The 12725-nt window shown below is 68.8% G+C and carries 11 protein-coding genes; 3 read left to right on the forward strand and 8 right to left on the reverse strand.

The window, feature by feature from the left end; all coding sequences use genetic code 11:
• Nucleotides 1-52 precede the first annotated feature (52 nt).
• Complete coding sequence (locus ABNQ40_RS11880; protein ID WP_109049076.1) at nucleotides 53-370, forward strand: hypothetical protein; 318 nt, start codon at nucleotides 53-55, stop codon at nucleotides 368-370.
• Nucleotides 371-376: 6 nt separating this feature from the next.
• Here the strand turns inward: ABNQ40_RS11880 and ABNQ40_RS11885 are convergent, their stop codons facing one another.
• On the reverse strand, nucleotides 377-1276 hold the full coding sequence (locus ABNQ40_RS11885) for a LysR substrate-binding domain-containing protein (protein WP_391346635.1): 900 nt from the start codon (nucleotides 1274-1276) through the stop codon (nucleotides 377-379).
• Nucleotides 1277-1462: 186 nt separating this feature from the next.
• Between ABNQ40_RS11885 and ABNQ40_RS11890 the strand changes: the two genes are divergently transcribed.
• Together ABNQ40_RS11890 and fghA are read left to right on the forward strand one after the other, a co-directional pair.
• Entirely contained in the window at nucleotides 1463-2581 is a 1119-nt protein-coding gene (locus ABNQ40_RS11890) for an S-(hydroxymethyl)glutathione dehydrogenase/class III alcohol dehydrogenase (protein ID WP_098738560.1), read from the forward strand.
• A gap of 85 nt (nucleotides 2582-2666) precedes the next feature.
• On the forward strand, nucleotides 2667-3518 hold the full coding sequence (gene fghA, locus ABNQ40_RS11895; protein ID WP_109049075.1) for an S-formylglutathione hydrolase: 852 nt from the start codon (nucleotides 2667-2669) through the stop codon (nucleotides 3516-3518).
• Between the two features lie 50 nt (nucleotides 3519-3568).
• Here the strand turns inward: fghA and ABNQ40_RS11900 are convergent, their stop codons facing one another.
• From ABNQ40_RS11900 to ABNQ40_RS11930, 7 genes are all read right to left on the reverse strand, one after another.
• Nucleotides 3569-4717 (reverse strand): DUF1513 domain-containing protein, encoded by a 1149-nt coding sequence (locus tag ABNQ40_RS11900; protein ID WP_109049074.1) that lies wholly within the window; start codon nucleotides 4715-4717, stop codon nucleotides 3569-3571.
• 2 nt (nucleotides 4718-4719) lie between these two features.
• Nucleotides 4720-5835: an imelysin family protein gene (locus tag ABNQ40_RS11905; RefSeq protein WP_109049073.1), complete on the reverse strand. Its 1116-nt coding sequence runs from the start codon at nucleotides 5833-5835 to the stop codon at nucleotides 4720-4722.
• A gap of 50 nt (nucleotides 5836-5885) precedes the next feature.
• Nucleotides 5886-7238 carry a di-heme oxidoredictase family protein gene (locus tag ABNQ40_RS11910; protein WP_247879699.1) on the reverse strand — a complete coding sequence of 451 codons (1353 nt, stop codon included), beginning with the start codon at nucleotides 7236-7238 and terminating at the stop codon, nucleotides 5886-5888.
• Between the two features lie 112 nt (nucleotides 7239-7350).
• Nucleotides 7351-8835 carry a multicopper oxidase family protein gene (locus ABNQ40_RS11915; protein WP_109049072.1) on the reverse strand — a complete coding sequence of 495 codons (1485 nt, stop codon included), beginning with the start codon at nucleotides 8833-8835 and terminating at the stop codon, nucleotides 7351-7353.
• A 140-nt stretch (nucleotides 8836-8975) separates the two neighbouring features.
• The gene (locus tag ABNQ40_RS11920; RefSeq protein WP_109049071.1) at nucleotides 8976-10250 is read right to left on the reverse strand and encodes an imelysin family protein; all 1275 of its coding nucleotides are present in this window, start codon (nucleotides 10248-10250) and stop codon (nucleotides 8976-8978) included.
• 191 nt (nucleotides 10251-10441) lie between these two features.
• Complete coding sequence (locus ABNQ40_RS11925) at nucleotides 10442-11587, reverse strand: PLP-dependent aspartate aminotransferase family protein (RefSeq protein ID WP_109049070.1); 1146 nt, start codon at nucleotides 11585-11587, stop codon at nucleotides 10442-10444.
• A gap of 87 nt (nucleotides 11588-11674) precedes the next feature.
• Nucleotides 11675-12688 carry an AbrB family transcriptional regulator gene (locus tag ABNQ40_RS11930; protein ID WP_247879698.1) on the reverse strand — a complete coding sequence of 338 codons (1014 nt, stop codon included), beginning with the start codon at nucleotides 12686-12688 and terminating at the stop codon, nucleotides 11675-11677.
• Between the last annotated feature and the right edge of the window lie 37 nt (nucleotides 12689-12725).

Genomic DNA, 12725 nt, shown 5'->3' on the forward strand with positions numbered 1-12725 from the left:
TCGCGGCGCCGCCCGTGGGATCGGTCAAGACATCGCCCGGAGTGACCGATCCATGCTCGACGAAAAGCCCGATGTGATGCTGGGCAACATGCTGCTGCATGTGAACCTGCTGGCCCTTGGCACACTGATGACCAAGATGATGGCGGAGATGTTCCGCAAGGACGAGGATCCGGCCGGCAAGGCGGATGAGTGGCTGCGCCTGTTCGAGGCGACCGCCGCGCAGATGACCTTCGCCAACGAGACGCCGGAATGGAGCGACCTGACGGCGCAGGAGTTCCGCGACGTTCTGATGCAGCATATCCACCGCGCCCGCGCCATGGCGCTTGGAGAGGACTGCGACCCGCGCGCCTATCTGCGCCATCACGGCTGAGAGCAGTCACCGGTATTCCTGCCGCCGCGCCAGACCGTCCTTCAGGTGCCGGATCGCCGCGTGCACCTTCGCCGGCACGTGCCACTTCTGCGGATAGACCGCCCACACCGCCGTGTTGGGCGGCCGGTGGCGGTCCAGCAGGGAAACCAGCCGTCCCTCCGCCACCGGATCGCGCACATAATAATCCGGCAATTGGCACAGCCCGAATCCACGCAGTGCCGCGTCCAGCACCGAGAAGCCGCTGTTGCAGCGCCAGCGGCCCCGCGGCCGGAACAGCCAGTCCTGACCATTGTCGTCGAACAGCCAGTGGTCGGAGGTGCCGGTCAGGCACTGGTGGGAGCCGAGGCTGGTCAGGCTGTCCGGACTGCCGTGGCGTTCCAGATAGGACGGGGCGGCGCACAGATGCATCACGCGGGGGGCGATGCGCGTCGCCACCAGACTCGATTCGCTGAGGCGGCCGAGCCGGATCGCCAGATCGTACCCTTCCTGCACTAGATCGAGCTGCCGGTTGGTCAGTTCCACCTCGATGCTCAGCTGCGGGTGGCGCTCCATCAGGTCGTTGATCAGCGGCATGACGAACTGCTCCCCATAGGCGGTGGCGCAGGTCATGCGCAGTACGCCCTTCACATCGCTGTCGCTGCCCCCCTGCAAGGCGCCCACCGCCAGGAAGGCGTCGTCGCGCTGCTCCGCCAGCCGCCGGCAGCGGGCGAGGAAGGCACGCCCGCTCTCGGTCAGGCTGACCTTGCGGGTGGTGCGGTAGAACAGGCGGGCCTGAAGCCGGTCCTCCAGCCGCGCCACGCTGCGGCTGACGTGGGAGGAGGAAACGCGCAGCTGCTCCGCCGCGCGGGAAAAGCTGCCGGTTTCGGCCACCGCCACGAATTCGTCGATGCCGTCCCAGCCGCTCACGGTCATTCTCCCAGGGCCATCCGGCCATTATCCCCATACGGCAAAAATCTATTCCCGAAATCGCCGTTCTGGCAATGACCGGTCGCGGTCTACACTGCGGAAATCAAATGCCAATCCTCATTGGCAAACCCGCCTGCGGGGCAAACCCGTTCTCGGGACCAATCCGACTTGGGGAAGGAAACCCACATGGTTCTGTCGCGCGCCGCCGTCGCCTGGGAAGCCAACCGTCCGCTGGAGATCGAAGAGGTCGAGGTCGCGGCCCCCAAGGCCGGCGAGGTGATGGTCCGCATCGTCGCCACCGGTGTCTGCCACACCGACGCCTACACCCTGTCCGGCAAGGATTCCGAGGGCGTCTTCCCCTGCATCCTCGGCCATGAGGGCGGTGGCGTGGTGGTGGAGGTCGGTCCGGGCGTCACGTCGGTGGCGGTCGGCGACCACGTCATCCCGCTCTACACGCCGGAATGCGGCAAGTGCAAATTCTGCCTGTCCGGCAAGACCAACCTGTGCCAGGCGATCCGCGCCACCCAGGGCAAGGGCCTGATGCCGGACGGCACCAGCCGTTTCTCGCTGAAGGGCAAGGAGATCGCCCACTACATGGGCACCTCGACCTTCTCCGAATACACGGTGCTGCCGGAGATCGCACTCGCCAAGATCAACAAGGCGGCGCCGCTCGAGAAGGTCTGCCTGCTGGGCTGCGGCGTCACCACCGGCATGGGTGCGGTGATGAACACCGCGAAGGTGGAGCCGGGCTCGACCGTCGCCATCTTCGGCCTGGGTGGCATCGGCCTGTCGGCCATCATCGGCGCCACCATGGCGAAGGCCAGCCGCATCATCGGCATCGACGTCAACCCGTCGAAGTTCGAGATCGCCAAGCAGCTCGGCGCCACTGACGTCGTCAACCCGATGGATTTCGACCGCCCGATCCAGGAGGTGCTGGTCGAGATGACCGACGGCGGCGTCGACTACAGCTTCGAGTGTATCGGCAACGTCAAGGTGATGCGGGCCGCCCTGGAATGCTGCCACAAGGGCTGGGGCGAGTCGGTCATCATCGGCGTCGCCGGCGCCGGCGAGGAGATCGCCACCCGTCCGTTCCAGCTGGTCACCGGCCGCGTCTGGCGCGGCTCCGCCTTCGGCGGCGTCAAGGGCCGGTCGGAGCTGCCGGAGTATGTGGAGCGTTACCTGCGCGGCGAGTTCGAGCTGGACACCTTCATCACCCACACCATGGGTCTGGAGGACATCAACCACGCCTTCGACCTGATGCATGAGGGCAAGAGCATCCGCTCGGTCATCCTGTACAACCAATGAGGTTGACGGTGGCTCTTTCCCTCGCTCCTTTTGCCGGGACCGGGGGAGTGAGCCTTCCGGCCATCGTTTTTCAAAAGGCGTTTCCATGACCGATCCCCTCACCACCCTGTCGGAAACCCGTGTCTTCGGCGGCCGGTTGAAGCGGGTGCGGCACCAGTCCGCGGCGGTGGATTGCGAGATGACCTTCGCGATCTTCCTGCCGCCGCAGGTGGAGTCCGGCGCCAAGGTGCCGGTCTTCTACTGGCTGTCGGGACTGACCTGCACCGACGAGAACTTCATTCAGAAGGCCGGCGCCTTCCGCGTCGCGGCGGAGCTTGGCCTCGCCATCGTCGCCCCCGACACCAGCCCGCGCGGGGAGGGGGTGCCCGGCGACCCCGACAATTCCTGGGATTTCGGGCTCGGTGCCGGATTCTACGTCGATGCGACCGAGGAACCGTGGGCGCGCCATTACCGGATGCACGATTATGTGACGCGGGAATTGCCGGCGCTGATCGAGGCGAATTACCCGGTCACCGACAGGCGGTCGGTCGCCGGCCATTCGATGGGCGGGCATGGCGCGCTGGTCTGCGCGCTGAAGCATCCGGGCTTCTACAAGGCGGTGTCGGCCTTCGCCCCCATCGTCAACCCGGCGGCGGTGCCCTGGGGCGAGAAGGCTTTCGGGCGTTATCTGGGGCCCGACCGCGACCGCTGGCTGGAGTGGGATGCCTGCGCACTGATCGAGACCGCCGGCGAACGGCTGCCGATCCTGATCGACCAGGGCGACCGGGACGGCTTCCTGGAAGCACAGCTGAAGCCGGAAGCGCTGGTCGCCGCGGCGGAGGCGGTCGGTCATCCGGTGACGCTGCGGATGCAGCCGGGCTACGACCACAGCTACTTTTTCATCAGCACCTTCATCGAGGACCATCTGCGCCACCATGCGGCGGCGCTGCTGGGGTGAGATGCCGAACGGGCAGGGGGCAAGACACCCCCCCTGCTTTGTACCTTCCGTCAGGCCACCCGCCGCGTCAGGTGGTTGTCCCACCGGAAGGCCGGCGCCTTGCGCTCCGGTCCCGCTTCGGCGCTTGCCGAGACCGGTTCGATGACGCCGAGCCCGCTGGTCGCCAGATAGCCGTCGCCGTTCGGTGCCAGACCGCAGCCGTCGGCCAGCGCGGTGGAGCCCAGCCATGCCCCGCTTGCCGCATCCCACAGCCCGATGATCCCGCCCATCGGTGAACTGGCCGCCACCGTCCTGCCGTCCGACGCGACGCTGCCGATATAGCCCTGCATGCGCGACAGCACATCCTCCGGCGTGTCGAACAGGCGGATCGCGCCGCCGCCGGGACGGTGGGCGCCGGTCAGCGGCTGGAGCATGCCGATGGGCCGCTCGTCCTGCACGCCCAAGGCGATCCCGCCATCGTCGAGCAGGGCGATGTGGCGCATGCCGAGATTCGTGTGCTCCTCCGGCAGCCGCACCTTGTCGAGCAGCTTGCCGGTTGCCGCCTCGACATAGGTCAGCGAGCTGTCCATGCTGTCGAGATTCAGCTTGGCACGGCCGGTGTCGGGGTGGGTGATGACGCCGCCGTTGGCGACCGCCAGCGTCGTGCCGTCGCGCATCAGGATCAGTTCGTGCGGCCCCAGCCCATGGGTCGGGATGGCGTCGATGCGGCGGTAATTGTCGGTGGCGTCATAGACGCCGATGGCGCCCTCTTCGCGCGGCACGTCGTCCTCGGCGACGAAGAGGGTGCGTCCGTCGGCGGAATAGTCGCCATGGCCGGTGAAGCGGCGGTCGTCCGGCGCCCGCACCACCGGGCCGGGGGTGCCGTCGGCCAGCGACAGGGTCTGGAACCAGCGGCCGGGCCGGCGGGCGAAGACGGCGGCCTCCGCCATGCCGGGCCGGGGCATGATGCCATGGGCGCGGCCGGGGGTGGCGGTGGTGAACAGCACCTTGCCGGTCCGGTCGAGCGCCGCGACGCCGAAGCTCGGCTCCGCCCCGGCGGTGGCATAGGCGTTGAGGTAGAGCGTGCCGGCTTCGGCCGCATGGGCCTTGCCCGTCAGCACGGCCAGCAGCCCGCCCGACAGACCGGCGCCCGACAACACGCGCCCACCGAAGATGCGCCCGGCCAGCAGGCTCAGGATGTTCCTGCGGTCGACCGCCATCGTCAGTCTCCGTCCAGTTCGTTGAAGCCCAGCGTGATGTCCAGCAGCGGCGCCAGCGTGCCCAGCATCTCCACCCGCGCCGCCTTGACCAGCCGCAGCGCGCTCTCGGTCTTCTTGCGGGTGGCGGGGTCGGTCACCGCCTTGTTCAGCGGGCCGGGGACCGCCTCCACCGCGCTGATCGCGGCGGCGAAACTCTCATCGATGGCCTGCTTGGCGGTGGCGCCGTCGTCGTTGGCGGGCAGCAGCGAAACGAAGCCCGGACCGCCATGCTCGCCCATCAGCAGGGCGCGCAGCCCCTCCAGGTTCAGCACGACATTGCGCAGCGACCGGCCGCTGCGCAGCGCCTCCACCACCGTCGGCTTCGCATCCTCGATGCTCGCGCCGAGCGGGGCCATCAACTTCTGGTCGATCACCACCTGCATCGCGGTGATGGCGGAGGCATAGAGCGTGTTCACGGCTTCGGACGCGGTCGGACCGAGCACGGTCGCCTGCCCGGCGGCGAGCGGCGCCTCCAACTCCTTCCACCCGTCGCGCGCATCGGTGGCGATGGCGGCGACGTTGCGGGCGGCGGCGGCGGCGAGCCTGGCGCGGTACTGCTTGGCATCGCTGCCGGTGAAGCCGTCGGCGGTGACGCCCTCGTCGAACAGCAGCCGCTCCAGCACGGTCAGCCCCTGGACGGCCGCACTCTGGCGGGCCAGCGCGCCGGGCTCCAGCAGCTTGGGGTCATGGTCGCGCAGGATCTGGCCGATCTGGCGCTGGACCACGCCGGGCCGTTCCGGCCAGAACGACATGCGGTCGGCCCGCAGATTCATGGTCAGCGGACCGGGGCGCAGATGCTGCACGGCGGCCCAACCGTCGGTAACCTTGAAGTGGGCGGCGCGCGCCTCCTCAAGCCCGGCGGCGGTGGGGCCGGCGGCGAAGCGGTCGAGCGTATCGGCATAGGCGGTGGCCGCCGTCACCAGCGCGTCGAAGCGGGGCAGGGCATGGGTGCGGACCATGCCGCCCAGGAAGGCGGCATCCTTGTCCGACTGGCGGGCGGCGAAGGCCGGCGTCCGCGGCAGCAGGGCCGCCACGGCGGCGGCGGCCGACATCAGTCCCAGCACTATGCGGCGTCGCATACGATCAATCCCTTCTGCCTTTGACGTGGAGCGAACCCCCCGCCCTTCCTTTACAAACCCAGCACGTAGCGCACCAGACGTTTCCGGTCCGCGCCCGGCAGAGACTTGAAGCGGTCCTTCGCCGCTTCCGCCTCGCCGCCATGCCACAGGATCGCTTCGGTCACGCTGCGGGCGCGGCCGTCATGCAGAAGCGACAGCTGCCCATCCTTGGCTGCCAGCCGGTTCAGGCCCCACAGCGGCGTGGTGCGCCAGTCCGATCCGTTCGCCTCGCCCATCGGCAACCGGTCGCCCAGCCCGGGGCCGAGGTCGTGGAGAAGCATGTCGCTGTGCGGGAAGATGTCGCGGTTGGACAGCGACGGATGCTCGGCATCCTCCCCCGTGCGCCAGGACGGGCGGTGGCAGGCGGTGCAGCCGGTGTCGGCGAACAGCGCAGTGCCGGCCTTGTCCTTCGGCGCCTCCAGGCTGCCGTCGGGCGGCAGGTCGCGCAGGTAACCATCGATCAGGCCGATGACGGTGCTGGGGATCTCGAGCCCCTCGAACTGCTTGGAATCGCCGTGGGGAGCATTGCGGCAGGCGGTCTGTTCCGGGGTGCAATCGCCCCAGGGCTCCGGGAAGGCCGGGGTCGACATGCCGATGTCGAGGCTGAAGGCTTCCGCATCCTGATGGTCCAGGGTGGGGTGCATCGCCTTCCAGCCGAAGCGGCCGACCTGCCGCTTGCCATCCACCGTCACGTAATTCACCCGCCCGGCGGCCGGACCGCCGGAGGCGGCCTGTCTGGCGGCCTCGGCTTCGATGGCCTCGGCCGGGATGCGGTCGAGCAGGCCCATGCCATGGACGCGCGGCGGCACGCGGGCGGACATCACCGTCGCTTCGGCCAGCGGGCCATAGCCGAGATCCTCGACCACCGGCGTCGGGTGGCGCAGTCGGACGGTCTCGCCGTCGGGGAAGCGGACCGTCTCCTCGCGGTAGGTGACGCGGGGGCGGCCTTCGACCAGTTGGCCCGGAATGGCGTTCGACTGGATCTGCCGGCCATAGACCGGATCGGCGTTCAGCTTGATCGCATAGCCGACGCCCTGGTCGTCCTTCACCGCCGGATCGGGCGGCCGGCCGCCGGCACCACGCGGATGGCAGGTGGCGCAGGAGCGCGCATTGTAGAGCGGACCGAGCCCGTCCGCCGCCTGCGTCGCGGTGGGCGCCGCCACCCACATGCGGCGGAACAGCGCCTCGCCGATGCGGTTGTCGAGGCTGTCGGCAGCGTGAGCGGTGACAGGGGCGGTGAGAAGGAGCAGGGCGGTCAGGGTGGCATGCAGCCACTTGCCCTCTCCCCCCCGGGGAGAGGGAGGGGACCCGCGCCACAGGCGTGGGGAGGGTGAGGGGGCCGGCGCGCGAACGCGCGCCGCCAAGGGGCATTCTGCCCCTTGGCAATCCCCTGGCACGGGCTGACGCCCGTGCTGCCCCCTCACCCTGACCCTCTCCCCGGGGGGGAGAGGGGATTCCAACTGTACGATTCGTGAGTCACGCAACGCGGATGTATCCCATCATGCCGGTGTCCTGATGTTCGATGATGTGGCAGTGGAACATCCAGTCGCCGGGATTGTCGGCCTTGATGGCGACGCGCAGCCGCTCCTTCGGCTCCAGCAGCACCGTATCGGCATGGTGGGGCACCACCTTGCGGGCATCGGAGGACAGCACCTTGAAGGTGTAGCCATGGATGTGGATCGGGTGCAGGTGCGGCGTCAGGTTGGCCAGCTCGAAGATGTAGCTCCGGCCCTTCTCCAGCGTGACCAGCGGCGGCGGCAGGCGTTCATGCCCGCCCTCCGGCCAGCTCTGCTGGTTGATCGCCCAGAAGGTCTTCGCCGACAGGCACAGCGCATCGGCATAGGGCAGGCCGGGCAGGGCCGCCGCGTCGAAGCTCTGTGCCACCGCGGTGGCGGAGAAGGCCATCGGAATGATCGGCGCGTCCTTCAAATCCGGCTCCGGAATGGCGGAGGCAGGCAGGGCGCGCGGCTTGAAGCGCTTGTTGGGCAGGCTCGGCCCAACGGCGCGGAAGGTGGCGAGCGGCCGGGGTTCGGCCGAATAGACGTTGGTCAGCCGCAGGGTCTGGCCGGCCTTGGAAGGCGCACGGAACAGCACGTCGATGCGCATGGCCGGCCCCATCGGCCAGCCGTCCAGCGGGCGGGGCGGCAACGGATTGCCGTCGACGGCGACGATCCAGGCCTCGGCCCCCTCCACCCGCAGATCGACCACGCGGGTGCTGTCGATGTTGTAGAGACGGGCGCGGATGTCGCCGTTGGCGGGGACCTCGATCACCGGCTCGATGGCGCCATTGACGGTCGAAACGCTGCCGAAGGTGCCGGCGCGCGAGGCGCCGCGGTCGGTCATGAAGGTGCCGAACGTGCCGGTCTTGTCCAGCTGCCAGTCCTTGAGCAAACAGACGATGTCGGCATCGACCTTCGGCGCGTCCGGCTCCTCGACGATCAGCACGCCGGCAAGGCCGCGGCCCAGCAGTTCCACCGTGTTGCAGTGGGGATGGAAGAAGAAGGACCCGGCATCGGCCGGGGTGAATTCATAGACGTGGCGCTCGCCCGGCTTGGTCGGCGGCTGGGTCAAATAGGGCACGCCGTCTTCCAGGTTCGGCAGGCGGATGCCGTGCCAGTGGATCGAGGTGTGCTCGTCCAGCCCGTTCACCAGAGTGGCGCGCAGCCGCTGGCCCTTGCGCATGCGGATGATCGGGCCGGGAAAACTGTCGGCATAGGTGATCAGCGGCGACAGCCCGGCCGGTTCCGGCAGGATGCGCAGCATCCGCTGCCTGGCGACCAGTTCCACCTCGACCAGATCGCCAGCGGCGGTGACCGGCGTCGGGCCGGCGAGACCGCCTTTCAGCGCACCGGCATCGGGGGCGGCAAGGCCGGTTCCGCCCAGCGCCGTCGCCGCGAAGGCGGCACCCCCGGCGCGCAGGAGGGTGCGACGGGACAGGGCGGAGGCGGGGCGATGCGGCATGACTGCGGTCCAAAAAACTTCAGGCAGGAAAAGGCCGGCTCCGGTCCCTTCGCCATCCCCCGCCGGGTCGGCCCGGAAGGGAAGCTCGGGGGAAACGGTCCTGCGCGGAAGGGCGCGGGACCGGAGCCGGGCAGGCGTGCTTACTTGCCGACCTTCGACGGGTCGTCGAGGCTGTCGGAGCCCTTGACCTCGACCGAGACGCCGAGCGCGGCGACGGCGCCTTCCAACGCCTTCTTCTGGGCGACGAGGCCGTCGATGCCGGCGGACACCAGCTTGTTGCCCTCGTCGTTGTCGGCGGCGATCATCTGGTCGTAGGCCATCTTGCCACTGTCGGCGGTGTCCTTGATCGCCTGCATCGCCGTCATGGTGTTGGCCAGGGCGGTCTTGACCGCGGCGTCGGCGTCGGCGGACTTGGCGGCGACCAGCTGCGACAGCGAGGCACCCGAAACGGTCTTGCCGTCGGTGCGCTTGTAGCTGCCGTTGTAGACATTCACCATGCCGACTTCGTCGTAATAGTGCGAGTTGTGGGTGTTGTCGGAGAAGCAGTCATGCTCCTCTTCCGGATCGTGCAGCATGAGGCCGAGCTTCATGCGCTCGCCCGCCAGTTCGCCATAGCTCAGCGATCCCAGGCCGGTCAGCATGCGGCCGACGCCTTCTCCCTCCGGAGCCTTGGCGATGGAGACGCGGGCCTTGCCCTTGGCGGCCCAATCGGCGGTCATTTCCGACAGGTCGTCGACCAGCATCTGGGTGGCGACCTTCAGATACTGGACGCGGCGGTCGCAATGGCCGTTGGTGCAGTCCTTGCCCTTGCCGTAGTCGGTGGCCTTGCGCTCACCCGCCCCCGGGCCGGTGCCGTGCAGATCCTGGCCCCACAGCAGGAATTCGATGGCATGGTAGCCGGTGGCGACGTTCGCCTCGACCTTGCCGGCGCCATGCAGCTTGTCGGTCAGCAGGTCCTTGGTGATCTTGGAGGCGTTGATGGTCTTGCCGCCGGCCGTGATCTTCGGGTTGGCGATGACGTTCGCCTTGGCGTAGGGGTTGCTCTCGCCGCCGGCATAGCCCTCGTCGACATAGTCGATCAGGCCCTCGTCCAGCGGCCAGGCATTCACCTTGCCTTCCCATTCGTCGACGATCGGATTGCCGAAGCGGAAGGCTTCCGTCTGCATGTACGGAACGCGGGCGGCCTTCCAGGCGTCGCGCGCCTTCGCCAGATTGTCCTCGGTCGGGTTGGCGACCAGGGCGTCCACCGCCTTCTTCAGCGCCTTGGCGCCGTTGGTGGCGTCCTCATAGGCGGCATGGGCGATGTCGGCGTAGTTCTTCGCCACGTCCTTGTAGGCCGGACCGGCAGCCTGGGCAACGTACGGCAGCAGGGCAACGACGGCTACGGCGGCGAAGCCGGCAGCGCGCTTCGACATGGAGGTCTCCTCGAACGTCGGTGGTCGGTAATGACAGCAAGTGCGACTTATTCTCAGCGAATAACGTCGCGAATCATTCTCACTGTCAAGCCCTATCCGCGTTGGGGGTACTCGGAAATGCGCAAGCTCCGTCGTGCCGCGTCGATATGTCCCGCCGCTCTGTCCCGCAGACGGCGGGAGGTGGACGGTCCTCAGTCCTGTCCAAGCGCCTGCGACAGATCCTCATAGAGGTCGTCCGGCGACTCCAGGCCGACCGACAGGCGCAGCAGGTCGCCCGGCACCGGAGAACTCGGCCCTTCAATGCTGGCGCGATGCTCGATCAGGCTTTCCACCCCGCCGAGCGAGGTGGCGCGGCGCCAGATTTCGACGCGGGCGGCGGTGTCGATGGCTGCCTGGGTGCCGCCTTTCACGCGGACGGACAGCATGCCGCCATAGCCACCGCTCATCTGGCGCGATGCGATGCCATGGCCGGGGAAGCCGGGCAGGCCGGGATAGAGCACCTCGGCCACCCGCGGATGGGCGGACAACCGCTCCGCCAGGGCCATGGCGGCGTCGCTCTGCCAGCGGACGCGGGCGAACAGGGTGCGCAGGCCACGCTGCAACAGCCATGCCTCGAAGCTGCCGAGGATGCCGCCCTGCTGGGTCTGCACCGCCTTGATCCGAGCCCAGAATTCGTCCTTGCGGGCGGCGGTCAGGGTGCCGGCGACGACGTCGGAATGGCCGTTGAGATACTTGGTCGCCGAATGCATGACGATGTCGGCGCCCAGTTCCAGCGGACGGGTGAGCACCGGGGTGGAGACCGTGCTGTCCACCGCCAGCCACGCCCCCGCCTCGTGCGCCAGTTCGGCCACCGCGGCGATGTCGGTGACGGTCCACAGCGGGTTGGCCGGGGTCTCCACCCACACCAGCCGCGTCTGGCCGGGGCGGAGTGCGGCGCGCACCGCATCGGTGTCGCTGGTGTCGACGCCTTCGACCTTCAGCCCCCAGCGGGTCGCGGGACCATGCACCCAGTTGCGGAAGGCCCAGTACATCACGTCGGGCACCAGCACATGGTCGCCGGGATCCAGTGCCTGGAACACCGCGGTTGCCGCCGCCATGCCGGAGGCGAACAGCAGCGTGTCGACCCCCTTTTCCAGTTCGGTGATGGTCCTGGAGGGAATATCGAAGGTCGGGTTGTCGGCGCGGGCATACACCCGGCCGCGGCCATAGCCGTTGTCGGGGTCCCGGACATAGGTGGTGGACGGGTGGATTGGCGGGATGACCGCGCCGCTGGCCGCATCCTCAAAGCCCAGGGCGCCGGCGGCGATGGTTTCGGGACGGTGGGGACGGTCGGTCATTGCCGGGGCACTCCGGGATCGGTTATGAAAGGGGGGTATCAAGGATACGTCCGCCGGACGCCGGGGCGCAATGGCGCCGCGCAACCGTCAGGCGTAGCGTGCGATCAGGCGGGCCAGCGGCGGCCCCGACAGCACCACCACGAAAAGCCGAAGGGTTTGCAGGGCCAGCACCAGCGGCAAATCCACCCCGCTACCCAGCGCGATCACCACCACGGAATCGAGCCCACCCGGGCTGGTGGCGAGGAAGGCGGTCAGCGGGTCGGTCGGGAGCAGAGTGACCAGGACCCAGGCCGACAGGCTGCACAGGGCGATCATCAGCCCGGTCGACAACAGCATCTGCGGCACGGCACGCAGGGCGTGGCTCAGCACCTCGCGGGTAAAGCGCAGGCCGATGCTCCAGCCGATGACGGTGTAGGTGACGGTCAGCAACGCATGCGGCAGTTGCAGGGTCACGCCCGCACCGGTCTGGACCAGCGCGCCCAGCACCATCGGCACCAGAAGAGCACCGGAGGGAATGCGGAAACGGTGGCCGATCCAGCCGCCCGCCGCGGCGACCAGCAGCGTCGCCGCCAGCCCGCGCAGGTCCAGCGCCTCCACCGGAGCCACCGGGATGGCGGAACCCTGCGAACCGGCGGTCAGCGCATGCGTCACCAGCGAGGCGCTGAGCACCACCAGCACGACGCGCAGATATTGCATCACTGCGACCAGCCGGACGTCCGCGCCATAGTCGCCGGCCATGGCGACCATGGCGGAGGCCGCACCCGGCGACACACCCCAGGCCGCGGTGGTGCCGGGCAGGCTGCCGTAGCGGACGAACAGCCAGCCGACGATGCCACTGACCAGCACCGTCAGCCCGACGGTTCCCAGCATCAGCGGCCAGTTCTGGGCGATGGACAGCAGGATCGACGAGGTGACGGCATGGGCGACGAGGCAGCCGATGATCGCCTGCGCCATGGTGAAGCCCGAGCCCGGAACGCGGATGGTGGCGCCGCCGACGCCCAGCCCAATGGCGCCGATCATCGGCCCGATCAGCCAGGCCGCCGGCAGCCCGGCCGCATCGAGCCCCAGCGTCGCCGTCGCGGACAGGGCTAGCAGCCCCACCCATTGCCCGACCGTCCGCAGGCGGAGCCACGATTCG

The organism is Azospirillum sp. A23 (assembly GCF_042938965.1).
GTDB lineage: Bacteria > Pseudomonadota > Alphaproteobacteria > Azospirillales > Azospirillaceae > Azospirillum > Azospirillum melinis.

Coding starts and splice junctions, on each gene's coding strand:
- ABNQ40_RS11880 (WP_109049076.1), top strand. CDS start 53: ATGCTCGACGAAAAGCCCGATGTGATGCTGGGCAACATGCTGCTGCAT.
- ABNQ40_RS11890 (WP_098738560.1), top strand. CDS start 1,463: ATGGTTCTGTCGCGCGCCGCCGTCGCCTGGGAAGCCAACCGTCCGCTG.
- fghA (WP_109049075.1), top strand. CDS start 2,667: ATGACCGATCCCCTCACCACCCTGTCGGAAACCCGTGTCTTCGGCGGC.
- ABNQ40_RS11900 (WP_109049074.1), bottom strand. CDS start 4,717: ATGGCGGTCGACCGCAGGAACATCCTGAGCCTGCTGGCCGGGCGCATC.
- ABNQ40_RS11905 (WP_109049073.1), bottom strand. CDS start 5,835: ATGCGACGCCGCATAGTGCTGGGACTGATGTCGGCCGCCGCCGCCGTG.
- ABNQ40_RS11915 (WP_109049072.1), bottom strand. CDS start 8,835: ATGCCGCATCGCCCCGCCTCCGCCCTGTCCCGTCGCACCCTCCTGCGC.
- ABNQ40_RS11920 (WP_109049071.1), bottom strand. CDS start 10,250: ATGTCGAAGCGCGCTGCCGGCTTCGCCGCCGTAGCCGTCGTTGCCCTG.
- ABNQ40_RS11925 (WP_109049070.1), bottom strand. CDS start 11,587: ATGACCGACCGTCCCCACCGTCCCGAAACCATCGCCGCCGGCGCCCTG.